The sequence below is a fragment of the Variovorax sp. CF313 genome, assembly GCF_000282635.1.
Classification (GTDB): Bacteria; Pseudomonadota; Gammaproteobacteria; order Burkholderiales; family Burkholderiaceae_C; genus Variovorax.
The window spans coordinates 18,266-44,839 of the sequence record NZ_AKIW01000012.1; the positions used below are offsets into that span (position 1 = coordinate 18,266).

Genomic DNA, 26,574 nt, shown 5'->3' on the forward strand with positions numbered 1-26,574 from the left:
CCTTCATTTCTCGCAGTGATTCAACAAACAAACAGTCATTCATTCCGACAGCGAGGCGTTGTGATAAACGTCCTGCACGTCGTCCAGGTCCTCGAGCACGTCGAGCAATTTCTGCATTCTTGCGGCGTCCTCGCCGGTCACGTCCACGGTGTTCTCGGCGCGCATGGTGACTTCAGCCGCGTCGGGCTTCAGGCCCGCGGCTTCGAGCGCGTTCTTCACTGCTTCGAAGTCAGCCACGGCGGTGATTACCTCGATGGCGCCGTCGTCGTCGGTAACCACGTCCTCGGCGCCCGCCTCGAGCGCCACTTCCATCACCTTGTCTTCACTGGTGCCCGGCGCAAAGACGAACTGGCCGCAGTGCTTGAACTGGAAGGCCACCGAGCCTTCGGTGCCCATGTTGCCGCCGTGCTTGGAGAAGGCGTGGCGCACTTCGGCCACGGTGCGCACGCGGTTGTCGGTCATGGTGTCGACGATGATCGCCGCACCGCCGATGCCGTACCCTTCGTAACGAATTTCTTCGTAATTCACGCCTTCGAGATTGCCCGTGGCCTTGTCGATGTTGCGCTTGATGGTGTCGATCGGCAGGTTCACCGCCTTGGCCTTTTCCACCGCCAGCCGCAGCCGGGGGTTGGAGCCCAGGTCGGCGCCGCCGGCGCGGGCGGCCACCGTGATTTCGCGAATGGCGCGGGTCCAGAGCTTGCCCCGCTTCTCGTCCTGGCGGCCCTTCCGGTGCTGAATGTTCGCCCACTTGCTATGTCCGGCCATGGCTTTCTATCTCGCTGTCTTGTGTTTTCAAAGCAAGCTCCGAGTTTACTGTCCGGTGCACACAACGCCCGCCGCGGGCCGGGAATTCGGGGTAGGGCTTTTGGTGATAATCGTTCGATGACGCCATCGCCTTCCGTCGGGCCCGGGAATCCCGACATCCTGCCGCCGCACGCTCCTTTGCCGCTGTACTACAAGACCGAGGCCGAGCATCAGGCGTTCCTGCTGCGCATCTTCGACAGCACGGCGGCGGACTACGACCGCATCGAGAGCGTGCTGGCCTTCGGCACCGGTCCGTCGTACCGCCGTGCGGCACTGCAGCAGGCCGGACTCTCGGCAGGCATGCAGGTGCTGGACGTGGGCATCGGCACCGGGCTCGTGGCCCGGGAGGCGCTCAAGCTCATTGGCTCCATGGGCCACCTCGTGGGCGTCGATCCCAGCGCCGGCATGATGGGCCAGGTCAAGCTGCCCGGCGTCGAGCTGGAGCGCGGCGTGGCCGAAGCCCTGCCCCGGCCCGACGCCAGCTGCGACTTCGTGAGCATGGGCTACGCCATGCGCCACATCAGCGACGTGGCGGCGGCCTTCGGCGAATTCCACCGCGTGCTGCGCCCCGGCGGGCGCGTGGCGGTGCTCGAAATCACCAAGCCCGAAGGCCGCGTCGCCACGGCGCTGCTCAAGGGCTACATGCGTGCCGTCGTGCCGCTGATCGCCCGCGTGGTCGGCCGCCAGCGCAACACTTCCGAACTGTGGCGTTACTACTGGGACACGATCGAGGCCTGCATTCCCCCCGAGCGGGTGATGCAGGCGCTGGCCACCGCGGGCTTTTGCGACGTGCGCCGGCATGCGAGCCTCGGCGTCTTCTCGTCCTATACCGCCACCAAACCCGAACATCCCGCCGAGGCCAGCTGACAGTGCGAGTTCAGGACGACACTTCTTCTTCCCATCTGCGCGTCGAGCGCTTGTCTCTGCCGGCCAGCCTTGCGCTGGCCACCGACGGCAAGGCGCCCTTCGCGGCGCTCGGCTATGGAACGCCGCACGGCGTGGCCTGGATGCCGACGGTCAACGCGCGCGTGCTGTCTGCCAACGGCGCCATGGCCGACGTGTGGCATGCAAGCGGCCCGAGCATCGAGTCGGGCACCACCGGCATTGCGCGCTGGCGCACCGACGGGCACTGGCTGCTCGGCGCCATCGATCTCGACGAGACCAGAGAAAGGCAGGGCCTCGCCGAACTCGCGCACCGCGCCTACCGCGATCTCTTCAAGACGCTCGACCAGGCCGGCACACCGCACCTGCAGCGCATCTGGAACTACCTGCCGCAGATCAACGCCGATGGCGGCGGGCTGGAACGCTACCGCCAGTTCAACCTCGGCCGGCAGGAAGCGTTTCTCGAAGCCGGCCGCGCTGCTTTCGAAGGCGCACCGGCGGCCTGCGCGCTGGGCATCCACCAGGGCGCCCTGTCGATCCGTTTCCTGGCCGGCCAGCAGGCGCCGCTGCCGGTCGAAAACCCGCGGCAGGTCTCGGCCTACCGCTATCCCGAAACCTACGGCCCGCGCTCGCCAACCTTCTCGCGCGCCGCGCTGGCAGACATCGGCAACGGGAACATCGCGCTCTTCATCTCGGGCACTGCGAGCATCGTCGGCCACGAGACCGTGCACCGCGGCAACCTGCCGGAGCAGACGCGCGAAACGCTGCGCAACCTGCAGGCCGTGATTGCGGCCGCCAACGAGCGCGGCACGGCGCAGTTCTCGCTGGCCGAACTCGACTGCGTGGTCTACGTGCGGCATCCGTCGGACACCGAGACGGTGCGCGGCATCATCGAGGACACGCTCGGCGCCGACGCGCCGATGGCGCGCCACGCGGTGTACCTCGAAGCCGACATCTGCCGCAGCGACCTCCTGGTCGAGATCGAGGCCCACACGGTCGCGGCCGGCGAGCTGCGGGCCTGACCGGTCGTTGTCCGGCACCCATCGTCCGATTGACTGATTCAATGACTCGCGTGCTGCGATTTCTCATGTCGATTCCGCTCGCGTTGATGCTCTACGCGCTGTTGCTGTTCCTGGGCCTGATCTCGTTGGTCTGGAACTTCGTTGCCATGCTGATCCACCCGGTGATGCCGGCCGCGCCAGCACGCGCTCTGGGCCGCATGACCATCGCCTTTGCGTACCGCATGTTCTGGTGGCTGGCATCGGTGACCGGCATGATGCGCATCGACGCCACCTGCCTCGACCCGATGCGCAAGGAGCCCGGCGTGATCTTCGTGGCCAACCACCCGACCATGCTTGATGCACTGCTGTTGGTGGCGCGCCTGCCGCGCAGCGCCTGCATCATGAAGGCCGACCTGATGGGCAACATCTTCCTGGGCGCGGGTGCGCGGCTGGCGCGCTACATCAGCAACAGGTCGGCGCGCACGATGGTGCGACTGGCCGTGAACGACCTGCGCAACGGCGGCCAGCTGGTGATCTTTCCAGAAGGCACACGCACGGTGACGCCGCCGCTCAACCCGTTCCGCCCCGGCACCACGCTGATCGCCAAGCTCGCGCAGGCGCCCATTCAAACAGTGTTCATCGACACCGATTCGCCCTACCTCAGCAAAGGCTGGCCGCTGTGGCGCGTGCCGCCATTGCCCATCGTCTTCACTTTGCGGCTCGGCAAACGCTTTGCGCCCACGCAGAACAGCGACGTGCTGCAGGCCGAGCTCGAACAATACTTCCGCCAAAACATGGAGCAGCGCGCCATCGACGCGTCCCCCGAATGCCAGACGCCTCGCGCACCCACCTTGTCCTGATCCCCAGCTACAACACCGGCGAACGCCTGTTCTCGACAGTCGCGGCGGCGCGCGCGCAATGGAACCCCGTGTGGGTGGTGGTCGACGGCAGCGACGACGGCACGGGCGAGCGGCTGCAGCAGATGGCCGCCAGCGATCCCGGCCTGCGCGTGTGGGTGCTGCCGCAGAACCAGGGCAAGGGTTCTGCCGTGCTGCACGGACTGCGCGCCGCGAAGGACGCGGGCTTCACGCATGCGCTGACGATGGACTCCGACGGGCAGCATCCGGCGGACCTGATCCCGGCATTCATGAGGGCATCGCTGACCCGACCCGAGACGATGGTGCTCGGGCGCCCGGTGTTCGACGCCAGCGCGCCGCTGCTGCGCGTACGCGGGCGGCGCGTGTCGAACGGATGGACGCAGTTGGAAACGCTGTTCGCCGGCGTGGGCGATTCACTCTACGGATTCCGCGTGTACCCGGTGGCCGACCTGATCGCCGTGATGGCACGCCAGCCGTGGATGCGGCGCTTCGACTTCGATACCGAAGCCGTCGTGCGGCTGGCATGGCGCGGCGTCAAGCCCGTGAACATCGATGCGCCCGTGAAATACCTGACGGCCGAAGAAGGCGGAGTCTCGCACTTCCGCTATGGGCGCGACAACGTGCTGCTGACGTGGATGCATGCACGGCTGATGGTCGAATTCGTGTTGCGGCTGCCTGCGCTGGTGTTGCGCAAGCTGGCAAAGAAGCCGCCGTTCCAGGACTGATGTCTTGTCCCCTCCCCCTCCTGGAGAGGGTTGGGGTGAGGGGTTCAGCGCGCGCGGCGCGAACGCAGCAGCAGCGTGACCAGCAGCAGCGAGAGAACGACGAAAGCAATGAACGACCAGTTCGCCAGCGTCAGGCCGAACAGCGTCCAGTCGACCTTGGAACAGTCACCGCCGCCGCGGAAGATCATCGGCAGTGCGCGCTTCAGCGGGAAGGTCTCGATCATCCCGTAGAGGTCGCGCCCGCAGGAGACGACCTCGGGCGGATACCACTGCAGCCAGCTTTGCGAGGCCGCCGTGTAGGCGCCGCCAACTGCTGCGATCAGCGCCAGCACTCCGCCCGTGACACGCAGGCCGACGTTGCGGAACACCCCGGCCAGCCCGGTGAACAGCGCCACCAGCACCAGCGCATAGCGCTGCACGATGCACATGGGACAAGGCTCGAGCCCGACCACGTGCTGCAGGTAGAGCCCGAAGGCCAGCATGAGAACGCAGGCCAGGCAGATCAGCGCGAACGCGCGGCGCGGCGCGCCGAAGTACCAATCGATCAAGGAGACACCCAATCTTCTTCTACGAACACCCTGGCCTTGCGCGGATTGGCGACGACGGTGTCGCCTTCCTTCAAGCCCAGTTCCCGGAACTGTTGCGCAGGGAGTTGCGCCTCGATGATGGTTCCGGAGCCCGGATTATCTGGATTCGTTTCGGTGGGTTCAAGTTCCAGCCGCGCGATGGGCCCGACCACGATGGCGCGCGCCAGCGTGGCGACGATGCCGGAGGCGCCAGGCACATAGCGTGTCACGTCGATGTCATGCGGGCGCACATAGGCGCGCGCCCTGGCGTCGCGCGCGCCGCTGTGCTCGGGCGAGTCGAGGCGCATGCCTTCGAGCTGCACCTGGCCGTTGTCGGCCCGTCCATGGAACAGGTTCACGTCGCCCAGGAAGCCGTAGACGAACGGGCTCGCGGGCTTGTCCCACACGTCCTGCGGCGAGCCGACCTGTTCGATCTGGCCCTTGTTGATGACCACCACGCGGTCGGCCACCTCGAGCGCCTCTTCCTGGTCGTGCGTGACGAAGATGGAAGTGACGTGCAGCTCGTCGTGCAGCCGGCGCAGCCAGCGGCGCAGTTCCTTGCGCACCTTGGCGTCGAGTGCGCCGAAGGGTTCGTCGAGCAGCAGCACCTTGGGCTCTACCGCCAGCGCGCGGGCCAGCGCAATGCGCTGGCGCTGGCCGCCGGAGAGCTGCGACGGATAGCGGTCGGCCAGCCAGTCGAGCTGCACCAGCTTGAGCAGCTCGGTCACCTTGGCCTTGATCTGCGCGTCGCTCGGGCGCTCCTTGCGTGGCTTCACGCGCAGGCCGAAGGCCACGTTCTCGAACACGGTCATGTGGCGGAACAGCGCGTAGTGCTGGAACACGAAGCCCACCTGCCGCTCGCGCACGTGCACGTCGGTGGTGTCCTCGCCCGAGAAAAGAATGCTGCCCGCGTCGGCCGTCTCCAGCCCCGCGATGATGCGCAGCAGCGTGGTCTTGCCGCAGCCCGAGGGGCCGAGCAGCGCGACCAGTTCGCCCGAATCGACGTCGAGGCTCACGTCGCGCAGTGCGCGGAAGTCGCCGAACTGCTTGCTGATGTTGCGGATTTCGATGCTCATGATTTCTTCTCTCTCACTCTCTCAGGCCGCGGTGGCTTCAGGGGGGCGCTCCGGGGGCAGCTCGGCAATGGCTTTCATCTCGCGCTCGTGGCGCCATTCGATCACCGACTTGATCACCAGCGTGACCAGCGCCAGGATCGCCAGCAGCGAGGCCACGGCGAAGGCGGCCACCGACTGGTATTCGTTGTAGAGCACTTCCACGTGCAGCGGCATGGTGTTGGTCTGCCCGCGGATGTGGCCCGACACCACCGACACCGCACCGAACTCGCCCATGGCACGCGCGTTGCACAGGATCACGCCGTACAGCAGGCCCCACTTGATGTTGGGCAGCGTCACGCGCCAGAAGGTCTGCCAGCCGGTCGCGCCGAGCACGATGGCCGCCTGCTCCTCGTCGGTGCCCTGCGCCTGCATCAGCGGCACGAGCTCGCGCGCGATGAACGGGAAGGTCACGAACACGGTCGCCAGCACGATGCCGGGCACGGCGAAGATGATCTTGATGTCGTGCTCGGCGAGCCACGGACCGAGCCAGCCTTGCGCGCCGAACACCAGCACATAGATCAGGCCCGCCACCACCGGCGACACCGCGAACGGCAGGTCGACAAGCGTGGTGAGGAAGGCCTTGCCGCGGAACTCGAACTTGGCGATGGCCCAGGCCGCCGCCACGCCGAACACGAGGTTCATCGGCACCGCGATGGCGGCCGTGATCAGCGTGAGGCGGATCGCGCTCCAGGCATCGGGCTCCTTCAGTGCTTCAAGATAAGCGCCAACGCCTTTGCGCAAGGCCTCAGTCGCCACTGCCGCGAGAGGCAGCACGAGGAACAGGAACATGAATGCCAGCGCGAGGCCGATCAGAACCCAGCGCACCCAGGGCGACTCGGTGGTGCCGGCTTGCGCGCGGCGAATGACTTTGGAAGGGGCGCTCATCTCATGCTCCCGCGCGGCGGCGCTGCCAGGCTTGCAGGCCGTTGATGACCAGCAGCAAGAGGAACGAAATGACCAGCATCACGAGCGCAACAGCCGTGGCGCCCCCATAGTCGTACTGCTCCAGCTTCCCGATGATGATGAGCGGCGTGATCTCCGAGATCATCGGCATGTTGCCGGCGATGAAGATCACAGAGCCGTACTCGCCGATCGCCCGTGCGAAGGCCATGGCAAAGCCGGTGAGCAGCGCGGGCGCGATCGACGGAAAGATCACCTTGGTGAAGGTCTGCAGGCGCGTCGCGCCCAGCGAGGTGGCGGCTTCTTCCAGCTCCTTCTCGGTGTCTTCGAGCACCGGCTGCACCGTGCGCACCACGAAGGGCAGCCCGATGAAGATCAGCGCGATCACGATGCCCGCCGGCGTGAACGCTAGCTTGATGCCGTGCGGCTCGAGCAGTTGCCCGACCCAGCCATTGCCCGCGAGCAGCGCGGTCAGCGAGATGCCGGCCACGGCCGTCGGCAGCGCGAACGGCAGGTCGACCAATGCATCGACGATGCGCTTGCCCGGGAACTTGTAGCGCACCAGCACCCAGGCCACCAGCAGGCCGAACACCGCGTTCACGATGGCCGCGATCAGCGAGGCGCCGAAGGTCAGCCGGTACGAGGCCATCACGCGCGGCGCGGTCACGGCCACCCAGAACTGCTCCCAGGTCAGCGTGAATGTCTTGAAGACCAGCGCCGACAGCGGGATCAGCACGATCAGGCTGAGGTAAAGAATCGAGAAGCCGAGCGTGATGTGGAAACCGGGCAGCACGCGCTTGGCGCCCCCTGCCCGGTTGGCACGAGAAAAAGGCGCTCCCGCTGACGGGAGCGCCGAAGAAACAGCGCCGCTCATTACCTGCCGCCGGGGGTGTACAACTTGTCGAACTGGCCGCCGTCGTTGAAGTGCACCTTCTGCGCTTCGCCGAGGCTGCCGAACAATTCTTGCACCGTGAACAGTTGCAGCGGCTTGAAGGTCGATGCGTACTTCTTGAGCACAGCCTGCGAGCGCGGGCGCAGCGCATGCTTGGCCGCGATTTCCTGCGCTTCGTCGGAGTACAGCCAGTCGAGGTAAGCCTTGGCCAGTTCGCCCGTGCCCTTCTTGTTGACGGTGCGTTCCACCACGGCCACCGGGTTCTCGGCCACGATGCTGATCGACGGGTACACCGAGTCGACCTTGCCGGTGCCGAATTCACGGTCGATGGACACCACTTCCGATTCGAAAGTGATCAGCGCATCGCCGATGTTGCGTTGCAGGAAGGCGGTGGTCGCGTCGCGGCCGCCGCGCGCCAGCACCGGCACGTTCTTGAACAGCTTGCCGACGAACTCGGCGGCCTGGGCGTCGGTGCCGCCCTTCTTCTTGATGTAGCCCCAGGCGGCCAGGTAGGCGTAGCGGCCGTTGCCGCCGGTCTTGGGGTTGACGATCACGACCTGCACGCCGGGCTTGACCAGGTCGTCCCAGTCCTTGATGCCCTTGGGGTTGCCGTTGCGCACCAGGAACAGCATGGTCGACGTGGTCGGCGATGCGTTGTCGGGGAATTTCTTGTTCCAGTCCTTCGCGACCACGCCGGCGTTGGCGAGGAAGTCGATGTCGGTGGAGGTGTTCATCGTCACCACGTCGGCGTCGAGGCCGTCGGCCACCGCGCGGGCCTGCGCGCTGGAGCCGCCGTGCGACTGGTCGATCTTCACGTCCTTGCCGGTGGCCTTCTTGTAGTGCGCCACGAAGGCCGCGTTGTAGTCCTTGTAGAACTCGCGCGCCACGTCGTACGAGGCGTTCAGCAGCCCGGTGCCCTGGGCAAAGGCGCTGCTGCCGGCGAGTGCGGAAGACGCCAGCGCGAGCACGGCGACGAAGGTCTTGATTCTGGAAGTCATGTGGTTGCCAGGTTTTCTGAAAATTCACGGCCCGCCGACCAGGCGGCGGGCTCGTCGGTCAAGGACTGAAGCAAGGCAAGGCCCAGCGGCCAGTCCCCGTGCCCCGAATCGATGTTGATGTGGCCCGCATTCTGCATCCGCACGAACTCGCTGCCCCAGGCGCGCGAATAGGCGCCCGCCAGGCGGATCGGACAGTACGGATCGTTGCTGCTGGCCACCACGATGCTGCGGTACGGCAGCGCGGCGTACGGCACGGGCGCGAAGTCGGACAGCACGGCGCGGCGTTCGGGGTCCGCAGGCGCCACCAGCAGCGCGCCCTGGATGCGGGCAGCGGCTTCGGCCGGCAGGTGCGCCGTGGTGATGCAGCCCAGGCTGTGCGCTGCGATCACCACCGGGCCGGGGCTGTCGAGCACCAGCTTCGCCAGCGTCGACACCCACGCATCGCGCTTGGGCGAGGCCCAATCGTCCTGCACCACCCGCGCCGCGCCGGGAATGCGCTCCTGCCACAGGCTCTGCCAGTGGCCGGGCCCGGAGTCGCGCCAACCTGGCACGATGATGACGCGGGTGTTCATGAGCACTCCCCCAGGCTTCGCGCACTTCGTGTCGCTTCGCCTCCCCCCTCGCCGGGGGCAACACCAGCGGCCCGGCAAAGCCGGTTCCGCGGTGTTCCACGAAGGAGCGTCGATGCTTTCACCGCCTGCTGTTCCGCTCTTACTTGTTCGGCTGCGGCGTGATGCGCAGGTAAGGCTTGACGGCCTTGAAGCCCTTGGGGAAGCGCTGGGCCAGTTCGGCCGGGTCCTGGATGCTCGGGATGATGACCACATCGTCGCCGTCTTTCCAGTTCACGGGCGTGGCCACCTTGTGGCTGTCGGTGAGTTGCAGCGAGTCGATCACGCGCAGGATCTCGTCGAAGTTGCGGCCGGTCGAGGCCGGGTAGGTGATGGTCGCGCGGATGACCTTCTTCGGGTCGATGATGTAGACGCTGCGCACCGTGGCCGTGGCCGAGGCGTTGGGGTGGATCAGGTCGTACAGGTCGGCCACCTTGCGGTCTGCGTCCGCAATGATCGGGAAGTTGACCGTGGTGTTCTGCGTCTCGTTGATGTCGCCGATCCATTCCTTGTGCTTGTCGGCCGGATCGACGCTCAACGCGATGGGCTTCACGCCGCGCTTGGCGAACTCGCCCGACAGCGCCGCGGTCTTGCCGAGTTCGGTGGTGCACACGGGCGTGAAGTCGGCCGGGTGCGAGAAGAACACCACCCACGAATCGCCTGCCCATTGGTAGAAGTCGAGGGGGCCTTCGCTGGAATCCTGGGTGAAATTGGGGGCTGTATCGCCGAGTCGCAGAGTCGCCATGGTCGCTCCTGGGATGGATGGGAGCTTCGGATTGTGCGAACCATTGCTTCAATGCCAAACGAATATCTGCTTGTTTGGATATGGCGTTTTCCGCATAACGAAGACATGGCGGGGGAATTTGGCGCTCATCTTTTCACAGCAAGCCGCGGCCCCCTCAGTACATCCGCATCTCCACGCCCTGCATATGCTCGACGAGGAAATCGATCAGCCGCCGCACTGCCGGCACCAGCGCGCGCCGCGGTGGAAACACCATGTGCGCGATGACCGTCGACGGCCCCCAGTCGCACAACACCTTCACGAGCCGGCCCGCATCGAGATCGGGGCGGCACATGTAGTCGGGCAGCAGCGTGGCGCCGATGCCGGCGAGCGCGGCCGCCTGCAGGGTCGCGATGTCGTCCGCCACGTAGCGCGGTGTGTGCGAATGCAGGTGGATCTCGCCATTCGGGCCTTCGAGGCGCCATTCGCTGCGGCCCTCGCCGTTGGCCGACATCGCCAGCGTCGGCAGCCGCGCCAGGTCGGCCGGCGCCTGGACCGGCCCCTGGCGCTGCATCAGCTCGGGGCTGGCTACCAGCACGCCACGGCTGGTGCCCAGGACTTTGGCCACCAGCGCCGTGCTGTCCTCGATGCTGGGCCGCACGCGCAGCGCGATGTCGATGCCCTCCTCGATCAGGTCCACCGGTCGGTTGATGACCCGCACGTCGACCCGCACCGCCGGATAGCGCTCCATGAACTGAGGCAGCAGATGGGCGAGCCCGCTGTAGGCGATGGTGACGGGGCAGCTCAGCCGCACCAGCCCGCTCGGCTCGGTCTGCACCTGCGCCACCGCCTCGGCCGCCGCCTGCGCCGCATCGCGCATGGCGGACGAATGCCGCAAGTAGATCTCGCCGGCCGGCGTGAGCGACAGGCGCCGCGTGCTGCGCTGCATCAGCTGCACGCCGAGCCGCTCCTCCAGATCCGCCACGCGGCGAGACAGGCGCGATTTGGGAATGCCGAGCGCCCGGCTGGCTGCCGCGAAGCCGCCGCGCTCAGCCACTTCGGCGAAGAAAACCATGTCGTTGAGGTCTTGCATGGCATCGATTGTCCTGCAAACAGGACGATCTAGGCAATTTTTGGCCACTTATCGAAGACTCGATACAAAAATAGAATTCTTCCATCCGCCGGCCACCTTGAGCGCCGACAGCCAACACAGAAAGTGATTGATTGACATGAAGCTGCTCCACATCGACTCCAGCATCCTCGGTACCAACTCCACCTCGCGCCTGCTCTCGGCCGAGGTCGTGACCGCGTGGCGCGCCGCCCACCCCGACACCGCCGTCGAATACCTCGACCTGGCCGTCGACACCCCCTCGCACTTCAGCGCCGATGCGCTGGGCATCAAGACCGGCGTGCAAGCACAGCCCACGGAAGCACAACAGCGTGAAAACGCCCTGTCCGAAAAGCTCGTGAGCCAGTTCCTGGCCTCGGACGTGATCGTCATCGGCACGCCCTTCTACAACTTCTCGATCCCGACGCAACTGAAGGCCTGGATCGACCGCCTCGCGCAGATCGGCCGCACCTTCAAGTACACCGACAAGGGCCCCGTGGGCCTGGCCGGCGGCAAGACCGTCATCGTGGCCTCGACCCGCGGCGGCATCTACTCGACCAGCGAAGGCGGCCAGGCAATGGAACACCAGGAGAGCTACCTCAAGGTGATCTTCGGCTTCTTCGGCATCACCGACGTGCGCTTCGTGCGCGCCGAGGGCGTGGCGATGGGCGACGAAGCCAGGGGCAAGGCCCTGGCCGCGGCCCGCGCCGACATCCTGGTGGCGACGGCCGAAGCCGCGAACCAGCGCGATGCCGCCATCGCAGCCTGAGTTCGCTCCCGCACCATGAAAAAAGCCGCCCGGCAGGGCGGCTTTTTTTGCTTTGCGCGGAGCAGATCAGATCAGTCTGCGTGGTTCTTGACCCAGGCCACGTACTTGTCCATCCAGCTCTGCAGGAACTTCTTCGAGCCTTCGTTGCCGATGTGGCCCTTGTCGTCGAACAGGTCGTCCTTGGCTTGCAGGAACACTTCGGGCGTGCCCATCGTGGGCACATCGAGGTAGGCCAGGATGTTGCGCAGATGCTGCTGCGCCAGCGCGGTGCCGATGGCACCCACCGAAATGCCGAGCACGCCGGCCGGCTTGCCCGCCCATGCGCTCTGGCCATAGGGGCGCGACGCATGGTCGATGGCGTTCTTCAGCACGCCGGGCACCGAACGGTTGTATTCGGGCGTGACAAACAGCAGGCCCTGAGCCGCCGCGATCTCGGTCTTGATGCGCTTCACCGCCGGCGCCTGGTTGCCGTCGTCGTCCTGGTTGTACAGCGGCAGGTCGTCGATGCGCAGGTTCTCGAAAGTGAAGTCCGCGGGTGCGAGGTGCGCCAGCGCGAGGGCCAGCTTGTGGTTGTACGAATCCTTGCGCAGGCTGCCGACAATGACGGCGATCCGGGTCTGGGCCATGGACGAAACTCCTTGTGTGAGGGGTTGGAATGACGGACACGATTATGCGAAGCGCCCAAGACCTTATCTGGAAAAGCCCATACGGTGCCGGGCGTACGGCGTCGAATTGAACCGCATTCCGCCAACCCCATCAAGGCGCAGGACGCTCCCGTGACCCGGTCCTCTTCTTCGCACTGCGCCCCCAAGGCGCACGCCTGATGCGGCCCTTTGCCCGCCAGCGACTGCTGGAGAAGGCGACGGCGCAAAGCAGCCTCGCGCGAACGAAGGCATCATCGCTTCCGATCTTTTTTTGGCTCAGGAGCGACACGCGATGAGATTTCTGGTGGTGGGTGCCGGCGCACTCGGTGGTTATTTCGGCGGCCGTCTGCTGGAGGCGGGGCGAGACGTCACCTTCCTGCTGCGCCCGCGCCGTGCGGCACAGCTCGCAAAAACCGGGCTGGTGGTGCAGAGTCCCTTCGGCAACCTGCAGCTGCCCGCACCCAGGCACGTGCTGGCCGACGGCATCGACGGCCCCTACGATGTGGTCGTGGTCGGCAGCAAGGCCTACGACCTCGATTCGACGATGGACTCCTTCGCGCCGGCGGTCGGCCCCGACACCGTGATCCTTCCGCTGCTCAATGGCATGAGCCACCTCGACCGCCTGGCCGAACGCTTCGGCAGCGAGCGTGTGCTGGGCGGCCTGTGCATGATCTCGGCCACGCTCGACGACGAGGGCCACGTGCTGCACCTCAACGACATGCATGGGCTGAGCTACGGCGAACGCGCCGGCGGCCGCTCGGCCCGCGTAGATGCCATCGCGGCACAGTTCGCGGGTGCGAAATTCGATGCCACGGCCAGCGAGAGCATCTCGCAGGACATGTGGGAAAAGTGGGTCTTCATCGCTTCGGCAGCAGGCCTCACGAGCTTGATGCGCGCGTCCATTGGCGACATCGTGAGCGCCGGCGGGCAGGACGTGGCGCTGTCGATCTTCGACGAGTGCTGCGCCATCGCCGCGCACAACGGCTTTGCGCCCCGCCCCGCCGCCGTGCAGCGCGGGCGCTCCATCATGACGGCCGCCGGCTCGCCGATGACGGCGTCGATGTACAAGGACATGGTGCGCGGCGCGGCGGTCGAGGCGGATCACATCGTCGGCGACCTGCTGAGCCGCGCGGCGCCAAGTAATTCGCTAGTGCCGACGGTGCTGCGCACCGCATACGTCCACCTCAAGGCCTACGAAGCGCAACGCGCCCGCACGGCGAGCGCCTGAGGCCATGCGCGACGCGCTGGCGTTCCTGCACACGGCACACGTGCATGTGCCGACCTTCGAGCGGCTGGCGAGCGAGATCGCGCCCGCCCTGCGCGTGCGGCATTCGGTGCGGGAGGACCTGCTGGCCGATGCGCGCGTGGTGGGCCTCGATGACTCGGGGCTCGTGACACGCGTTCACGACGCCATGCGCGAAGCCGCATCCGGCGGTGCTGCGGTCGTCGTCTGCACCTGCTCGACCATTGGCGCCATCGCGGAACGAACAGCTCCGAGCGGCGCGTTCAAGGCCATGCGCATCGATCGCGCCATGGCCGACCGCGCTGTGCGCGCCGGGCCGCGCGTGCTGATCGTGGCGGCGCTCGAAAGCACGCTTGCGCCTACAGAGGCCTTGATTCTCTGCGCTGCGGAGAACGCGAGCGTCACGGTGCAGCCAGACGCATTGCTCGTCGAAGAAGCCTGGCCCTATTTCGAAGCCGGCGACGGCACGCGCTACATCGAGGCCCTGGCCCGTTCGATCCGCGCTGCGTCAGGCAGGGCTGACGTCGTCGTGCTGGCACAGGCCTCGATGGCCCCCGTGGCCGCCCTGCTCGCGGACCTCGGCATCGACGTACTCAGCAGCCCCGCACTGGGCGTTGAACGCGCAGTAGCGCTGGCGGCTACTCCGACTTGAGGATCGTCTCCCCCTTCAACATGCCCATGTCCCGGATGTTGAAGCGATGCCGCTTCCAGCCCTCCCAGGTCCGCCGCATGTGCGTGACCGAGATGAAATAGTACAGAACCTTGAACATGCCGAGCGGCCCCCGCATCGGCGTGCCGCGGTAGATGTCGCCGGCCAGCAGCGACATCAGCCCCTCCTTCACGCGGAAGGGGTTGCCCGGGTGCATGAACATGTCGCGGATGGTCGGGTTGGTCACGCGGTAGATGAACCACGAGTACTCGCTCGGGCCCTTGCGCATCATGGCCTCGAAGTCCTTGCGTGCGGCCGCCAGCTCGGTGGGCCGATCGAGCGCCTTTGCCACCAGTTCGGCGCCGTCGAAGGCGCTGTGCATCGCGAGGTACACGCCCGAGGAAAACATCGGGTCGATGAAGGTGAAGGCGTCGCCCAGCAACAGGTAGCGATCGCCCGTGGCATGCGTGCTCGAGTACGAGAAGTTGCCGGTGGCGTGCACTGCGTCGTCGACCAGCGTGGCGTTCTTCAGGCGTTCCACCAGCACCGGACAGGTCGCGATGGTGTCGTAGAAGAACTCCTTCAGCGGCTTGTCGCGCGTCTTCAGGTAGTACGGCCAGCACACCGCGCCCACGCTGGTGGTGCCGTCGGCCAGCGGAATGAACCAGAACCAGCCGTGCGGAAACCAGCAGATGCTGATGTTGCCTTCCTTCTTGCCCTCCAGCCGCTCGGCGTTCGTGAAGTGGCCGAACAGCGCGGTGCTGTTGTGGTCCGGGTTCTTTTCCTTGCAGCGGAATTTGTTGGCCAGCAGCGTGTCGCGGCCGGTGGCATCGACCACGAAGCGGGCGCGCCAGCTGCGGCGCGCGCCGTCGTCCATCTCGGCTCGCACCGTGGCGCCGTCGGCATCGAAGGCCACGTCGCGCACCTTGCAGCCTTCGATCGTCTGCGCGCCGCGCGCGGCCGCGTTGCGGAACAGCAGTTCGTCGAGCTCCGAACGGCGCACCTGCCAGGCGGAGTCGAGCGACTTGTCCATCCCTTCGGCAAAGTCCACGTAGCTGCGGTGCTCGTGCTCGGGCGAGACGAACTCGATGCCGAACTTGGGCATGCCGATCTTCTCGACCTGGTCGCGCACGCCGAGCTTGTCGAACAATTCGACGTTCGCGGGCAGCAGCGACTCGCCGATGTGAAAACGCGGATGGTGTTCCTTCTCGACCAGCACCACCTTGCGGCCCTGCTGCGTCAGCAGCGCCGAAATCGTCGACCCGGCGGGGCCGCCGCCGATCACGAACACGTCGCAGGATTCTGGAGAACTGGAAACGCCGGGGGAGGAAACCTGAGGCTGGGACATGCGAAGACAAGCTGCGTTGTTGACAGCGACAGAGCATAGCGCGCTCGCATCGCCCGACGCAAAACGGGCTGGTCGCATGGGTCGGGAGACGGCACACTTGTGCCCCACCATCCCTTGCCCTTGAGGCATTGCACGCCATGTTCCTGCATCGCCTTGCCTTGGCTGCCGCGCTCTGCCTGACTGCCGCATGGAGCCATGCGGCGGGCTTCAGCTTCATCGAAGTCCCGGCCGACAAGGACGGGCCGGCCTTGCGTGGCGCGGTGTGGACACCTTGCGAGACGGCGCCCGGCGAGATCGCGTTCGGACTGATCGCCATTTCGGCCGCCAGAGACTGCCCCATCGCCGGCACGAAGCTCCCGCTGGTGCTGATGTCGCACGGCTCGGGTGGCTCGTTCCTGGGTCACCACGACACGGCGGCCGCGCTGGCCGATGCCGGCTTCGTGGTCGCCGCCATCAACCACCCGAACGACAACTTCCAGGATCTCGAGCGCCGGGGCCATCTCTCGACCCTGGCCGCGCGGCCTGTCGACATGCGGCGGCTGGCCGACCACATGCTCGGCGCGTGGCCCGCGCGCGAGAAGCTCGCCGCCGACCAGGTCGGCTTCTTCGGCTTCTCCCGCGGTGGCTTCACCGGCCTCGTGGCGACGGGCGCGGTGCCTGACTTCAGGCTCGGCCTGCGCTTTTGCACGCCGACATCGAAGATTCCGTTCTGCGGACAGATCCAGCGCCAGGAGCTGCCTGCGCCTCCGGTGCGCGATGCGCGCATCAAGGCCGCCGTCATCGTCGATCCGCTGAGCTTCTTCGACGCCGAGGGGTTGAATCAGGTCGCGGTGCCCGTCCAGCTTTGGGCCTCTGCCCGTGGCGGCGACGGGGTGACCCCGGACGACGTGGAAGCCATCCGCCGCAACCTTCCCGTGCCGCCGGACTGGCACGTGGCCGCGAACGCCGGGCACTTCGCGTTTTTGGCGCCCTGCGCGCCCGCCATGGCCAAGGCCCTGCCGGAGATCTGCAACGACGGCGCCGGCTTCGACCGCTCCGCCTTCCATGCGGACTTCAATGCCAGGGTGCTCGCCTTTTTCAGGCAGCACCTCACATCGAAGCCCTGATCCGGCCGCGCTACCGCGTGCGCCGCTGGCCGGCCAGCCGCCGTACCACCGCCACCAGCCGGTCGATTTCGTCGAAGGTGTTGTAGAACGCCAGCGACGGCCGCACTGTGGTCTCGACGCCGAAGCGCCGCAGGATCGGCTGCGCGCAGTGGTGCCCCGTGCGCACCGCAATGCCCTCGTCGTTGAGCGCGTGGCCCACCTCCTCGGTGCTGTAGCCGTCGAGCACGAAGGACATCACGCTGGCCTTGTCGGCCGCCGTGCCGATCAGCCGCACACCCGCAATCGCACCGAGCTGCGCCATGCCGTACAGCAGCAGGTCGTGTTCGTAGCGCGCGATGTTCTCGATACCGACTTTGTTGACATAGTCGATGGCGGCGCCCAGCCCCACGGCATCGGCAATGTTGCCGGTGCCGGCCTCGAACTTGTTCGGGATCGGCTGGAACACGGTCTTCTCGAAGGTCACGTCGGCAATCATGTTGCCGCCGCCCTGCCAGGGCGGCATGTCTTCGAGCACCTCGCGCTTGCCCCAGATCACGCCGATGCCGGTGGGGCCGAAGACCTTGTGGCCCGAGAACACGAAGAAGTCGGCTCCGATGTCCTGCACGTCCACGCGCATGTGCGACACCGATTGCGCGCCGTCGACCAGCGCCTTCGCGCCCGCGCGGTGCGCCAGCTCGACGATCTCCTTCACCGGTACCACGGTGCCCAGCGCATTCGAGACCTGCGTGACTGCCACGATCTTCGTGCGGTCGTTCAGCAGCTTGCGGTATTCGTCGAGCAGCACCTGGCCCGAGTCGTCCACCGGGATCACGCGCAGCTTCGCGCCCTTGGCGGCGGCGAGCTGCTGCCAAGGGACGATGTTGGCGTGGTGTTCGAGGTTCGACACGATGATCTCGTCGCCCTCGCCCACGTGCTGCCCACCCCAGCTCTTGGCCACGAGGTTGATGGCCTCGGTGGTGCCGCGCACGAAGATCACCTCTTCGATTTCGGGTGCGTTGATGAAGCGGCGCACCCGTTCGCGCGCACCTTCGTAGGCGTCGGTAGCGCGCGCGGCCAGCTCATGGGCTGCGCGGTGGATGTTCGAGTTCTCGTGCTCGTAGAAGTACGCGATGCGGTCGATGACCGATTGCGGCTTGTGCGTGGTGGCGGCGTTGTCGAACCACACGATCTGCTTGCCGTTCACGCGCTCCTGCAGGATCGGGAAGTCGCGTCGCACGGCGTGCACGTCGAACGGCGGGTGCTGGCCGCGGCCGGCCAGTGGCACTGCATCGGGCCTGCGCGGATCAGCCTTTGCCGGCGTAACGAAGCCGTTGGGCAAACGCACCGCATCGACAAAATAGAACTGCGGCTCACTCCCTCGCCCCTCTGGGAAGAGGGTTGGGCTGAAAGGTTGCCCCGCCCCCTGATACGGCCGCTGGCCCTCACCCCAGTCCTCTTCCGGAGGGAGAGGGGGCAAGACTCCAGCGGTCGCGCCGGCCGGTGGATGCCCGTAGCTGTTGCCCACGAAGTAGAACGGCGAGGCCCCGGCATGCCGTGCAACGGGTGCGGCAGGCGCATTCGCCTGCTGCGGCACGCCCAGCACCGCACCGCCCGAGCGCGGCTCGAACGCCGGCGCCACCGACAGCACGCTGTCCGGCACGCCATTGCCTGCCACCGCATGCGGCCGCAAGGCCGGCGCGCGGTTCGCGAGCGAGGGCAGTTGCGTGGGTGATGCCGGCAGCAAGTTGGCGCCCGGAATCTGCCCTTGCGGAACCGGCGTGCCCGGCACGCTCGGCCCGAAGCCCGCAGGGCTTGCCAGCGGCGAACCCGGTGGCGCGACGTTGGCGGGAAACTGCGCGCCCGGCACCTCGGAGAACATGGCGCTCGCCATGCGCGCGAGGATGGCCGGGTCGAACGGCGCGTCGGGCGCCTCGCCCGGAATCGATGGAGTGCTGCTCACCGCGGCTTACTTGTAGGTGTCGGGATAGTCGTGGTACTTGCCGATCTCGACGTCGTCGAGCACGGCCAGCGCGTCGGTGGTCAGCACCGCGAGCGAGCAGTACAGCGAGATCAGGTAAGACGCGATCGCGTGATTGTTGATGCCCATGAAGCGCACCGACAGCCCCGGGCCCTGCTCGCCCGACAGACCCGGCTGGAACAGGCCCACCACGCCCTGGCGCTTGTCGCCCACGCGCAGCAGCAGGATCTTGCTCTTGCCGTCGGCCACCGGCACCTTGTTCGACGGAATCAGCGGAATGCCGCGCCAGGTGATGAACTGCGAACCGAACAGGCTCACAGTCGGCGGCGGCGTGCCGCGGCGCGTGGCTTCGCGCCCGAAAGCGGCGATGGCCAGCGGGTGCGTGAGGAAGAATGCCGGCTCCTTCCACACCTTGGTCAACAGCTCGTCGAGGTCATCAGGCGTGGGCGCACCGGTCAGCGGGAAGATGCGCTGCTCTTCCGTCACTTGCGCCAGCAGGCCGTAGTCAGGGTTGTTGATGAGCTCGCTCTCCTGGTTCTCCTTGATCGTCTCGATCGTGAGGCGCAGCTGCTCCTTGTTCTGGTCGTGCGGGCTGCTGTAGAGGTCGGAGATGCGGGTGTGCACGTCGAGCACGGTGCTCACGGCATTGAGGTAGTGCTCGCGCGGGCTTTCTTCGTAGTCGACGAAGGTGCGCGGCAGCTGGTTTTCTTCTTCGCGCGAGGTGCAGGTGACCTTGATCGATTCGGGATTCTTGACCTTGTTCACGCGGTAGATGCCGGCCTCCACCGGCACCCATTGCAGCAGGTGCGTCAGCCAGCGCGGGCTGATGGTTTCGAGCTGGGGGACTGTCTTGGTGGCATTGGCCAGCTGGCGTGCGGCGTTGTCGCCAAGGGCGGTGATACCACCGACTGTTGCGCTCATGAATCAAGGCTCCGTGTTGAGAAGAAAGTGGCCGCCAGTGTCCGGTAGCCACGGGTTTTCCCTCAACAGGCTATAGCCGCCAAGTTGATCCTTCGCGCAAGACGCGATTGTTCCAACTGCTCGCAGCGCATGAGCAGGCCGACCATGTTGATGCCGAGCGCGGTGGCCAGCTTCTGCGCGGTAACGATCGACGGGATGACGCGGCCGCGTTCGATCTCGCCCACGTAGGAGCGGTTCAGATCGGAGCGCTCGGCCAGCTCCTCCTGCGACCAGCCCTCGCCTTCGCGCAGCTGGCGGATGGTCACGCCGAAGTCTTCGACGAATGCTTTCATGCGCCACCCTTCGGTGCGTTCTGCAGGCTGGCCTGCGTGATGCTCGCACCCGGTTTCACGTCGTCGGTGATCCAGACGTTGCCGCCGATGACCGCGCCCTTGCCAAGCGTGACGCGGCCGAGAATGGTCGCGCCCGCGTAGATGACCACGTCGTCTTCCACCACCGGATGCCGCGGCAGCCCCTTCTGCAGGTTGCCCTCGGTGTCGATCGGAAAACGCTTGGCACCGAGCGTCACGGCCTGGTACAGCCGCACGCGCTTGCCGATGACCGCCGTCTCGCCGATCACGACGCCAGTGCCATGGTCGATGAAGAAGCCCGCGTCGATCTGCGCGCCCGGGTGGATGTCGATGCCCGTCTGCCCGTGCGCCAACTCGGCCACGATGCGTGCCAGCAGCGGCAGGCCGAGCTTGTAGAGTTCGTGCGCAAGGCGATGGTGGATCATCGCGAGCACGCCGGGGTAGCACAGCAGCACCTCGTCGACGCTGCGCGCGGCCGGGTCGCCCTGGTAGGCCGCGAGCACGTCGCTGTCGAGCAGGCGGCGCAGTCCGGGCAGCGCGTTCGCGAACCGGCGCACGGCCTCGGTGGCGATGTCATCGACCTCGTGCGCGGGGCGCGGCTCGTGGCGCGCGTTGTAGTTGAGTTCGAGCCGTGCCTGCGCCAGCAGCGCCTGCAGGGCCGCATCGAGCGTGTGGCCGACGTAGAAGTCTTCACTCTCGTGGCGCAGGTCCGGCGGGCCCAGCCGCATCGGAAAGAGCGCACCTTTCAGCGACTCGACGGTCTGCGCAAGCGCATCGCGCGACGGAAACTCGCGTGCGCCGGGCTCGCGCGAGCGGCGCTGCGAGTCGCGCCACTCGTCGCGCACGCTGTGCAGCGCACGCACGATGTCGCTCACTTCGAAATGGGCCATGTGTGTTTCTCCCTGGAAGATGTGCCTGGTGCGCTCAGTCCTGCACCCACGGCAGGCCGTGGAAGCGCCAACCGTCGGAGCCGCCGCGATGCTGCTGCGCATCGATCTCGCCCTCGAAGCCTTCGAGCACGTTGAACACCTGCGTGAAACCCGCCTTGGCAGCGGCCTCGGCCGCCAGCGCGGACCGCTTGCCGCTGCGGCACAACAGCAGCACCACGGCCTCCTTGCCGCCGTCCTTCGCAAGCCTGGCTTCGAGTTCGCGCACGAAGCGGGGGTTGCGCGTGAGCGCCGTACCGGTGGCCCACGCCACGTGCAGGCTCTCGCGCACATGGCCGACGAACTTGCGTTCTTCACCCGAGCGCACATCGACCAGCACGGCCAGGCCCTTCTGCACCAACTCCCAGGCCACCGGTGGCGTCACGCCGCCGGCGTAAGGCAAATTGCTTTCGGTGGCCTTGGCGCGCGCCTGTTCCAGTGCTTCGGGCAAGACGAGTTCTTCAACTTCCACTGACATGCTGTGCGGCTCCTGTTGTGCGTTGGATTCGCCTTGATGGCGATGGCCACCACTGTAGGAGCCCGGGGCGCAAGCTCAAACAACCGAAAAGTCGGTTCCTAACAACCAGACGTTGTATAGCCGCATGTCAGGCAGCGGCTCCCGCGGTGGCGGCGCGCACGGCCGGCGCGGTCTGATCCACGCTCTGCTTTCAGGAACACCGCCAGGTTCGAGTTGGGCGTTCGCCTCGAAGATGTTGATCCTCCCTGTGGGCTCAACTCCGATGACGATGATCTTTCCATTTCTGAAAGTCACGGAAGCGTCACCTGAACACGACATCGGAGCAATCCAGGAGATCCTTGTTCTCCCACACAGACCCACTGGAGGGTTCGACGACTTCGATCTTCTTTACTGAATCAAGCGGATACCGCTTGTCAGCCGCGTGGACCAGGGCGCCTGTTGCAGCTGCAACCAACGCCGCCATGCCCCGCAGATCGCTGCAAGCACACACCCTCGAAAACGAAAAAACCCGGCGCCAAAGCGGCGCCGGGTCATCGCAGATGCCCGAGGGTCCGTCAGAGCTTCGCGATCGAAACCTCGGTCGACTTCACGAGCGCGACCACGTCGGAGCCCACCTTCAGCTGCAGCTCGTCGACCGAGCGCGTGGTGATGACCGAGGTGACGATGCCCCAGGCGGTCTCGACGTCGACTTCGGAGACGACGTCGCCGCGGATGATCTCGCGGACCTTGCCCTTGAACTGGTTGCGCACGTTGATGGCTTGGATGGACATGATGTTTCTTTCTCTTTCAGGTTGAAGGAATGATCGGGATGGGTAAAACAGGAGCGATGCGATCACCTGGCCGCGGCCAAGGCCTGTTCGAGGTCGGCGATCAGGTCGTCGATGTGCTCGATGCCGACCGACAGGCGAACTGTGTCCTCCGTGACGCCGGCCTTGGCAAGCTCTTCGGGCGACAACTGCCGGTGCGTGGTCGATGCGGGGTGCGTGGCCAGCGAGCGCACGTCGCCGATGTTCACGAGGCGCGTGAAGAGCTTCAGCGCATCGAGGAACTTCGCCCCGCCCTCGCGACCGGCGCCGATGCCGAAGGTCAGCACGCCGCTGGAACGGCCGCCGAAGTACTTCTTCGCCAGCGCATGGTCGGCATGGTCTTCGAGCGCCGCGTAGTTCACCCAGTTGACGGCCTTGCTCTGCTTGAGGTGCTGCGCCACCGCCAGTGCATTGCTGCTGATGCGGTCCATGCGCAGCGCCAGCGTCTCGATGCCCTGCAGGATCAGGAAGGCGTTGAACGGCGAGATGGCCGCGCCCGTGTTGCGCAGCAGCACCACGCGTGCGCGGCCGATGTAGGCGGCCGCGCCCAGCGCCTCGGTGTAGACCACGCCGTGATAGCTCACGTCGGGTTCGTTCAAGCGCCTGAAGCGCTGCTTGTGCTCCGCCCACGGGAACTTGCCCGAATCGACGATGGCGCCGCCGATGCTGGTGCCGTGGCCCCCCAGGTACTTGGTGAGCGAATGCACCACGATGTCGGCGCCGTGCTCGTTGGGTCGGCTCAGGTACGGCGACGGCACCGTGTTGTCGACGATCAGCGGCACGCCGTGGCGGTGCGCGATCTCGGCGATGGCCGCGATGTCGGTCACGTTGCCGGCCGGGTTGCCCAACGATTCGACGAACACCGCCTTGGTCTTCTCGTCGAACAGCTTATCGAAACTCGACGGATCGCGGTGGTCCGCGAAACGCGTGGTAATGCCGAACTGCGGCAGCGTGTGGGCGAACAGGTTGTAGGTGCCGCCATACAGCGCGGTGCTGCTGATGATGTTGTCGCCCGCCTCCGCGATGGTCTGGATCGCATAGGTCACGGCCGCCTGGCCCGAGGCCAGCGCGAGCGCCGCGATGCCGCCTTCCAGCGCGGCCACGCGCTGCTCCAGCACGTCCTGCGTCGGGTTGTTGATGCGGGTGTAGATGTTGCCCGGCACCTTCAGGTCGAACAGGTCGGCGCCGTGCTGCGCGCTGTCGAAGGCGTAGGCCACCGTCTGGTAGATCGGCGGCGCGACGGCGCGGGTGGTCGGCTCGGGCGAATAGCCGGCGTGCACCGACAGGGTTTCGAATTTCCAGTTCTGCAACATGCGGATCACCTTTCAGAGTTGAAGGAAAAAGCGAGCTGGCGGATTGAATTCATCCAGGAATACCGCGGAACCGGCTCTGCCGGGCCGCTGGTATTGCCCCCAGCGAGGGGGTTGGCGGCCACACGAAGTGGGCAAGCCTGGGGGGTGAACATCAAATTGCCCAGCGCAGGGCATGGGCCGGGGGCGTGAGCCAACTGGCATCGGTGCTTTGCGCGTCGGTCTCTTCGGACTTCTGCAGCACCCTGTCGAGGATTCGTTTTTCAATCGCCGCAAAGGCAGGGTCGCCCTGCGAGCGCGGACGGGCCAGCGCGATGTTCTCGTCGAGTGCGATGCGGCCGTCTTCGATCAGGATCACGCGATCGGCCAGCGCAACGGCTTCCTGCACGTCGTGCGTCACCAGCAGCGCGGTGAAGCGGTGGTGCTGCCACAGGTTCTCGATGAGGCGGTGCATCTCGATGCGCGTCAACGCATCCAGCGCGCCCAGCGGCTCGTCGAGCAGCAGCAGGCGCGGGTGGTGCACCAGCGCGCGCGCCAGTGCCACTCGCTGGCGCTGCCCGCCCGACAGGCGTGCAGGCCATTCGTTCTCGCGGTCGGCCAACCCGACTTGCGCGAGCACTTCCTTGCCGCGCGCCTTCGCATCGTTCGACAGGCCCAGCGTCACGTTGTCGAGCACGCGGCGCCAGGGAAGAAGGCGCGCCTCCTGGAACATGATGCGGGTGTCGTCGTGCAGCCCGTTCACGGCCTTGCCGTCGGTGTAGAGCCCGCCAGAGCTCGGTTCCTCCAGGCCCGCGACGAGCCGCAGCAGCGTGCTCTTGCCGCAGCCGCTGCGCCCGACGATGGCGATGAACTGACCCGGCTCGATGGTCAACCGGGTGTTGCGCAGCACTTCGCGCGCGCCATAGCGCTTGTGCAGGCCGCGCGCTTCGAGGCGCACGCCGCCGGCGATGGCCTGGGATTGGATGTCTTTCAGAACGGCACTCATGGGTCAGGCTCCAGGCTTGAACAGCGCCACATTCAGCGCATCGATCTTTCGGGGCAGCAGCTTTTCGGCGAAAAAGGCGTCGGCGATACGCTGCTGTTCGACCAGACCCTCGGGCGCCACCGGGCGCACCGCGTAGCTGCGGCGGGCGTTGGCCTGTTCGATGGTCGCGGCGTCGAGGCCCCACACCGGGGACAGCAATGCGGCCGCCTCCTTCGGGTTCTGCTTGACCCACCGGCCGGTCTTCTCCAGTTCGGCATAGACCACGCGCAGCACGTCGGGTCGCGCCTTCGCGAATCTGGTGCGCGCCAGGTAGTAGCGCTGGTACGACGCGATGCCCGTGCCGTCGGCCAACACGCGCACCTTCGACTGGCGCTGCGCGGCGGCGAGGAACGGATCCCACACCACCCAGGCGTCGATCGCGCCCTTCTCGAAGGCTGCACGGCCGTCGGCAGGCGTGAGGTAGGCGGGCTCGATGTCCTTGAACGACAGACCGGCATTGTCGAGCGCGGCGATCAGCAGGTAGTGCGCACCAGCCGCCTTGGCAAAACCGACCTTCTTGCCCTTCAGGTCGGCCACGATCTTGAGCGGCGAATCTTCACGCACGACGATGGCCTGCGCGGCGGGCGACGGCGCTTCCTGCGCGATGAAGGTCAGGTCGGCGCCTGCCGCCTGTGCGAACACGGGCACGGTGTCGGCCACGTCGGCGCTGATATCGAGGTTGTCGAGGTTCAGCGCTTCGAGCAGCGGCAGGCCGCTGGTGAACTCGTGCCAGCTCAGCGCGGCGTTGAGCGGCGCGAGCTGTTTCTCGAGCGCGCCCTGTGCCTTGAGCACGGCGATCAACGTCGACGACTTCTGGTAGCCGAGCCGCACGATGACCGGCCGCGCGGCCACGCCTTGTGCAAGCACCGTGCTGGCCCCCATTGCGCCCAGCGTGGCGATGGCCGCGCGTCGGGAGATGATGGACGAATGTGTCATGCCTCGGCCCTCACTTCGCCTTCTTCTGGTAGCCGGGGTGCCAGCGCAGCCACCATTGCTCCAGCCCGCGCGCGAACAGGTCGGCCAGCTTGCCGAGCAGCGCGTACAGCAGGATGCCCACCAGCACGATGTCGGTCTGCAGAAACTCGCGGGCGTTCATCGTGAGGTAGCCGATACCAGCCTGCGCCGAGATGGTCTCGGCCACGATCAGGATCACCCACATCAGGCCGAGCGAGAAGCGCAGGCCCACCAGGATCGACGACAGCGCCCCCGGCAGGATCACCTCGCGGTACAGCTGCCATCGCGACAGGCCATAGGTGCGGCCCATCTCGATCAGCTGCGGATCGACGTTGCGGATGCCGTGGAAGGTGTTGAGATAGATCGGGAAGAACACCGACACCGAGATCAGGAACAGCTTGGCCGATTCGTCGATGCCGAACCACAGGATCACCAGCGGGATCAGCGCGAGCGCCGGAATGTTGCGCACCATCTGGATGGTGGAGTCGAGCAGCGTCTCGGCGAACTTCACCGAGCCCGTCAGCAGGCCCAGCGCGAGCCCTGCCCCGCCGCCGATGGCGAGCCCCGCCAGCGCGCGGCCCGCGCTGACCTTCACGTGTGTCCACAGCTCGCCCGAGGCCGTGAGCGTCCATGCGGCCTTGACCACGTCGACCGGCGCCGGCAGCACGCGGGTGCTGAGCCAGCCCAGCGACGACGCGATCTGCCAGAACACGATGAGCCCGACGGGCACGAGCCACGGCACCAACCGCTTCGCGACGTTGACGGCGAACCCTGCGAGCGTGCTGCCGGTGTTTTCCACCGGCGCCACGGCCGGCAGCTCCTGAACTTGTTCGGTCATGTGATTCCCTCTTTTCAAGAAACACCGCGGAGCCGGCTTTGCCGGGCCGCTGG

General features: G+C 66.5%; 29 protein-coding genes. 8 read left to right on the forward strand and 21 right to left on the reverse strand.

Annotated elements, in window-relative coordinates:
- Window positions 1-39: 39 nt before the first annotated feature.
- Window positions 40-765: a YebC/PmpR family DNA-binding transcriptional regulator gene (locus PMI12_RS03545; protein WP_007829214.1), complete on the reverse strand. Its 726-nt coding sequence runs from the start codon at window positions 763-765 to the stop codon at window positions 40-42.
- Window positions 766-882: 117 nt separating this feature from the next.
- Between PMI12_RS03545 and PMI12_RS03550 the strand changes: the two genes are divergently transcribed.
- The 4 genes from PMI12_RS03550 to PMI12_RS03565 are packed head-to-tail and all read left to right on the forward strand — an operon-like array spanning window position 883 to window position 4,290.
- On the forward strand, window positions 883-1,671 hold the full coding sequence (locus PMI12_RS03550) for a class I SAM-dependent methyltransferase (RefSeq protein WP_007829215.1): 789 nt from the start codon (window positions 883-885) through the stop codon (window positions 1,669-1,671).
- Between the two features lie 2 nt (window positions 1,672-1,673).
- On the forward strand, window positions 1,674-2,708 hold the full coding sequence (locus PMI12_RS03555; protein ID WP_007829216.1) for a chorismate transformation enzyme, FkbO/Hyg5 family: 1,035 nt from the start codon (window positions 1,674-1,676) through the stop codon (window positions 2,706-2,708).
- A 41-nt stretch (window positions 2,709-2,749) separates the two neighbouring features.
- Window positions 2,750-3,547, forward strand: coding sequence for a lysophospholipid acyltransferase family protein (locus PMI12_RS03560; RefSeq protein WP_007829217.1), 798 nt, complete (start codon window positions 2,750-2,752; stop codon window positions 3,545-3,547).
- On the forward strand, window positions 3,514-4,290 hold the full coding sequence (locus tag PMI12_RS03565; RefSeq protein ID WP_007829218.1) for a glycosyltransferase family 2 protein: 777 nt from the start codon (window positions 3,514-3,516) through the stop codon (window positions 4,288-4,290). Before PMI12_RS03560 ends, PMI12_RS03565 begins: the two co-directional genes overlap by 34 nt.
- 44 nt (window positions 4,291-4,334) lie before the next feature.
- Here the strand turns inward: PMI12_RS03565 and PMI12_RS03570 are convergent, their stop codons facing one another.
- From PMI12_RS03570 to PMI12_RS03605, 8 genes are all read right to left on the reverse strand, one after another.
- Window positions 4,335-4,838: a disulfide bond formation protein B gene (locus tag PMI12_RS03570; protein WP_007829219.1), complete on the reverse strand. Its 504-nt coding sequence runs from the start codon at window positions 4,836-4,838 to the stop codon at window positions 4,335-4,337.
- Window positions 4,835-5,932 (reverse strand): sulfate/molybdate ABC transporter ATP-binding protein, encoded by a 1,098-nt coding sequence (locus PMI12_RS03575; protein WP_007829220.1) that lies wholly within the window; start codon window positions 5,930-5,932, stop codon window positions 4,835-4,837. Before PMI12_RS03575 ends, PMI12_RS03570 begins: the two co-directional genes overlap by 4 nt.
- Before the next feature lie 21 nt (window positions 5,933-5,953).
- The gene (gene cysW, locus PMI12_RS03580) at window positions 5,954-6,856 is read right to left on the reverse strand and encodes a sulfate ABC transporter permease subunit CysW (protein ID WP_007829221.1); all 903 of its coding nucleotides are present in this window, start codon (window positions 6,854-6,856) and stop codon (window positions 5,954-5,956) included.
- Between the two features lies 1 nt (window position 6,857).
- Window positions 6,858-7,745, reverse strand: coding sequence for a sulfate ABC transporter permease subunit CysT (gene cysT, locus PMI12_RS03585; protein ID WP_007829222.1), 888 nt, complete (start codon window positions 7,743-7,745; stop codon window positions 6,858-6,860).
- Entirely contained in the window at window positions 7,745-8,761 is a 1,017-nt protein-coding gene (locus PMI12_RS03590) for a sulfate ABC transporter substrate-binding protein (protein WP_007829223.1), read from the reverse strand. Before PMI12_RS03590 ends, cysT begins: the two co-directional genes overlap by 1 nt.
- Window positions 8,758-9,333, reverse strand: a complete 576-nt coding sequence (locus PMI12_RS03595; protein ID WP_007829224.1) for an RBBP9/YdeN family alpha/beta hydrolase — start codon at window positions 9,331-9,333, stop codon at window positions 8,758-8,760. The genes PMI12_RS03590 and PMI12_RS03595 overlap by 4 nt, the downstream gene beginning before the upstream one ends.
- Before the next feature lie 139 nt (window positions 9,334-9,472).
- Window positions 9,473-10,114 carry a peroxiredoxin gene (locus tag PMI12_RS03600; RefSeq protein ID WP_007829225.1) on the reverse strand — a complete coding sequence of 214 codons (642 nt, stop codon included), beginning with the start codon at window positions 10,112-10,114 and terminating at the stop codon, window positions 9,473-9,475.
- 154 nt (window positions 10,115-10,268) lie between these two features.
- On the reverse strand, window positions 10,269-11,183 hold the full coding sequence (locus tag PMI12_RS03605) for a LysR family transcriptional regulator (RefSeq protein WP_007829226.1): 915 nt from the start codon (window positions 11,181-11,183) through the stop codon (window positions 10,269-10,271).
- A 136-nt stretch (window positions 11,184-11,319) separates the two neighbouring features.
- Between PMI12_RS03605 and PMI12_RS03610 the strand changes: the two genes are divergently transcribed.
- A complete protein-coding gene (locus PMI12_RS03610) occupies window positions 11,320-11,967 on the forward strand; it encodes an FMN-dependent NADH-azoreductase (protein ID WP_007829228.1) in 648 nt (215 codons plus the stop codon).
- A gap of 71 nt (window positions 11,968-12,038) precedes the next feature.
- Here PMI12_RS03610 and PMI12_RS03615 read toward each other — a convergent pair whose 3' ends face one another.
- On the reverse strand, window positions 12,039-12,593 hold the full coding sequence (locus PMI12_RS03615) for an NADPH-dependent FMN reductase (protein ID WP_007829230.1): 555 nt from the start codon (window positions 12,591-12,593) through the stop codon (window positions 12,039-12,041).
- Between the two features lie 310 nt (window positions 12,594-12,903).
- Here PMI12_RS03615 and panE point away from each other — a divergent pair, with 310 nt between their 5' ends.
- Window positions 12,904-13,839, forward strand: a complete 936-nt coding sequence (panE, locus tag PMI12_RS03620) for a 2-dehydropantoate 2-reductase (protein WP_007829233.1) — start codon at window positions 12,904-12,906, stop codon at window positions 13,837-13,839.
- A gap of 4 nt (window positions 13,840-13,843) precedes the next feature.
- Complete coding sequence (locus tag PMI12_RS03625) at window positions 13,844-14,506, forward strand: aspartate/glutamate racemase family protein (protein ID WP_007829242.1); 663 nt, start codon at window positions 13,844-13,846, stop codon at window positions 14,504-14,506.
- Here the strand turns inward: PMI12_RS03625 and PMI12_RS03630 are convergent.
- Window positions 14,493-15,851, reverse strand: coding sequence for an NAD(P)/FAD-dependent oxidoreductase (locus tag PMI12_RS03630; protein ID WP_007829243.1), 1,359 nt, complete (start codon window positions 15,849-15,851; stop codon window positions 14,493-14,495). The genes PMI12_RS03625 and PMI12_RS03630 overlap by 14 nt on opposite strands.
- A gap of 137 nt (window positions 15,852-15,988) precedes the next feature.
- On the opposite strand from PMI12_RS03630, the gene PMI12_RS03635 reads away from it, so the two are divergent.
- Complete coding sequence (locus PMI12_RS03635; RefSeq protein ID WP_007829244.1) at window positions 15,989-16,957, forward strand: alpha/beta hydrolase family protein; 969 nt, start codon at window positions 15,989-15,991, stop codon at window positions 16,955-16,957.
- A 10-nt stretch (window positions 16,958-16,967) separates the two neighbouring features.
- Here PMI12_RS03635 and PMI12_RS03640 read toward each other — a convergent pair whose 3' ends face one another.
- From PMI12_RS03640 to ssuC, 10 genes are all read right to left on the reverse strand, one after another.
- Window positions 16,968-18,827 carry a family 2A encapsulin nanocompartment cargo protein cysteine desulfurase gene (locus PMI12_RS03640; RefSeq protein ID WP_042672785.1) on the reverse strand — a complete coding sequence of 620 codons (1,860 nt, stop codon included), beginning with the start codon at window positions 18,825-18,827 and terminating at the stop codon, window positions 16,968-16,970.
- Window positions 18,828-18,902: 75 nt separating this feature from the next.
- Window positions 18,903-19,835 (reverse strand): family 2A encapsulin nanocompartment shell protein, encoded by a 933-nt coding sequence (locus tag PMI12_RS03645; protein WP_007829246.1) that lies wholly within the window; start codon window positions 19,833-19,835, stop codon window positions 18,903-18,905.
- 62 nt (window positions 19,836-19,897) lie between these two features.
- Window positions 19,898-20,167 carry a helix-turn-helix domain-containing protein gene (locus tag PMI12_RS03650; protein ID WP_007829247.1) on the reverse strand — a complete coding sequence of 90 codons (270 nt, stop codon included), beginning with the start codon at window positions 20,165-20,167 and terminating at the stop codon, window positions 19,898-19,900.
- Entirely contained in the window at window positions 20,164-21,075 is a 912-nt protein-coding gene (gene epsC, locus PMI12_RS03655; protein ID WP_007829248.1) for a serine O-acetyltransferase EpsC, read from the reverse strand. The genes PMI12_RS03650 and epsC overlap by 4 nt, the downstream gene beginning before the upstream one ends.
- Window positions 21,076-21,109: 34 nt before the next feature.
- Window positions 21,110-21,589, reverse strand: coding sequence for a rhodanese-like domain-containing protein (locus tag PMI12_RS03660; RefSeq protein ID WP_007829249.1), 480 nt, complete (start codon window positions 21,587-21,589; stop codon window positions 21,110-21,112).
- Between the two features lie 554 nt (window positions 21,590-22,143).
- A complete protein-coding gene (locus PMI12_RS03665) occupies window positions 22,144-22,359 on the reverse strand; it encodes a TOBE domain-containing protein (RefSeq protein ID WP_007829250.1) in 216 nt (71 codons plus the stop codon).
- Between the two features lie 62 nt (window positions 22,360-22,421).
- Window positions 22,422-23,708, reverse strand: coding sequence for an O-acetylhomoserine aminocarboxypropyltransferase/cysteine synthase family protein (locus PMI12_RS03670; RefSeq protein WP_007829252.1), 1,287 nt, complete (start codon window positions 23,706-23,708; stop codon window positions 22,422-22,424).
- 151 nt (window positions 23,709-23,859) lie between these two features.
- Complete coding sequence (locus tag PMI12_RS03675) at window positions 23,860-24,690, reverse strand: ATP-binding cassette domain-containing protein (protein ID WP_007829253.1); 831 nt, start codon at window positions 24,688-24,690, stop codon at window positions 23,860-23,862.
- A gap of 3 nt (window positions 24,691-24,693) precedes the next feature.
- The gene (locus PMI12_RS03680; protein ID WP_007829254.1) at window positions 24,694-25,665 is read right to left on the reverse strand and encodes an aliphatic sulfonate ABC transporter substrate-binding protein; all 972 of its coding nucleotides are present in this window, start codon (window positions 25,663-25,665) and stop codon (window positions 24,694-24,696) included.
- Between the two features lie 10 nt (window positions 25,666-25,675).
- A complete protein-coding gene (gene ssuC / locus PMI12_RS03685; protein WP_007829255.1) occupies window positions 25,676-26,521 on the reverse strand; it encodes an aliphatic sulfonate ABC transporter permease SsuC in 846 nt (281 codons plus the stop codon).
- Between the last annotated feature and the right edge of the window lie 53 nt (window positions 26,522-26,574).

Bases quoted from the DNA above. Each gene is read 5' to 3' on its own strand.
- ssuC (WP_007829255.1), bottom strand. From the start codon at position 26,521: ATGACCGAACAAGTTCAGGAGCTGCCGGCCGTGGCGCCGGTGGAAAAC.
- PMI12_RS03615 (WP_007829230.1), bottom strand. From the start codon at position 12,593: ATGGCCCAGACCCGGATCGCCGTCATTGTCGGCAGCCTGCGCAAGGAT.
- PMI12_RS03675 (WP_007829253.1), bottom strand. From the start codon at position 24,690: ATGAGTGCCGTTCTGAAAGACATCCAATCCCAGGCCATCGCCGGCGGC.
- PMI12_RS03670 (WP_007829252.1), bottom strand. From the start codon at position 23,708: ATGTTGCAGAACTGGAAATTCGAAACCCTGTCGGTGCACGCCGGCTAT.
- PMI12_RS03600 (WP_007829225.1), bottom strand. From the start codon at position 10,114: ATGGCGACTCTGCGACTCGGCGATACAGCCCCCAATTTCACCCAGGAT.
- PMI12_RS03645 (WP_007829246.1), bottom strand. From the start codon at position 19,835: ATGAGCGCAACAGTCGGTGGTATCACCGCCCTTGGCGACAACGCCGCA.
- panE (WP_007829233.1), top strand. From the start codon at position 12,904: ATGAGATTTCTGGTGGTGGGTGCCGGCGCACTCGGTGGTTATTTCGGC.
- PMI12_RS03650 (WP_007829247.1), bottom strand. From the start codon at position 20,167: ATGAAAGCATTCGTCGAAGACTTCGGCGTGACCATCCGCCAGCTGCGC.
- PMI12_RS03550 (WP_007829215.1), top strand. From the start codon at position 883: ATGACGCCATCGCCTTCCGTCGGGCCCGGGAATCCCGACATCCTGCCG.
- PMI12_RS03665 (WP_007829250.1), bottom strand. From the start codon at position 22,359: ATGTCCATCCAAGCCATCAACGTGCGCAACCAGTTCAAGGGCAAGGTC.
- PMI12_RS03605 (WP_007829226.1), bottom strand. From the start codon at position 11,183: ATGCAAGACCTCAACGACATGGTTTTCTTCGCCGAAGTGGCTGAGCGC.
- cysW (WP_007829221.1), bottom strand. From the start codon at position 6,856: ATGAGCGCCCCTTCCAAAGTCATTCGCCGCGCGCAAGCCGGCACCACC.
- PMI12_RS03560 (WP_007829217.1), top strand. From the start codon at position 2,750: ATGACTCGCGTGCTGCGATTTCTCATGTCGATTCCGCTCGCGTTGATG.
- PMI12_RS03625 (WP_007829242.1), top strand. From the start codon at position 13,844: ATGCGCGACGCGCTGGCGTTCCTGCACACGGCACACGTGCATGTGCCG.
- cysT (WP_007829222.1), bottom strand. From the start codon at position 7,745: ATGAGCGGCGCTGTTTCTTCGGCGCTCCCGTCAGCGGGAGCGCCTTTT.
- PMI12_RS03630 (WP_007829243.1), bottom strand. From the start codon at position 15,851: ATGTCCCAGCCTCAGGTTTCCTCCCCCGGCGTTTCCAGTTCTCCAGAA.
- PMI12_RS03660 (WP_007829249.1), bottom strand. From the start codon at position 21,589: ATGTCAGTGGAAGTTGAAGAACTCGTCTTGCCCGAAGCACTGGAACAG.
- PMI12_RS03640 (WP_042672785.1), bottom strand. From the start codon at position 18,827: ATGGCGAGCGCCATGTTCTCCGAGGTGCCGGGCGCGCAGTTTCCCGCC.
- PMI12_RS03595 (WP_007829224.1), bottom strand. From the start codon at position 9,333: ATGAACACCCGCGTCATCATCGTGCCAGGTTGGCGCGACTCCGGGCCC.
- PMI12_RS03565 (WP_007829218.1), top strand. From the start codon at position 3,514: ATGCCAGACGCCTCGCGCACCCACCTTGTCCTGATCCCCAGCTACAAC.
- epsC (WP_007829248.1), bottom strand. From the start codon at position 21,075: ATGGCCCATTTCGAAGTGAGCGACATCGTGCGTGCGCTGCACAGCGTG.
- PMI12_RS03610 (WP_007829228.1), top strand. From the start codon at position 11,320: ATGAAGCTGCTCCACATCGACTCCAGCATCCTCGGTACCAACTCCACC.
- PMI12_RS03590 (WP_007829223.1), bottom strand. From the start codon at position 8,761: ATGACTTCCAGAATCAAGACCTTCGTCGCCGTGCTCGCGCTGGCGTCT.
- PMI12_RS03680 (WP_007829254.1), bottom strand. From the start codon at position 25,665: ATGACACATTCGTCCATCATCTCCCGACGCGCGGCCATCGCCACGCTG.
- PMI12_RS03545 (WP_007829214.1), bottom strand. From the start codon at position 765: ATGGCCGGACATAGCAAGTGGGCGAACATTCAGCACCGGAAGGGCCGC.
- PMI12_RS03635 (WP_007829244.1), top strand. From the start codon at position 15,989: ATGTTCCTGCATCGCCTTGCCTTGGCTGCCGCGCTCTGCCTGACTGCC.
- PMI12_RS03575 (WP_007829220.1), bottom strand. From the start codon at position 5,932: ATGAGCATCGAAATCCGCAACATCAGCAAGCAGTTCGGCGACTTCCGC.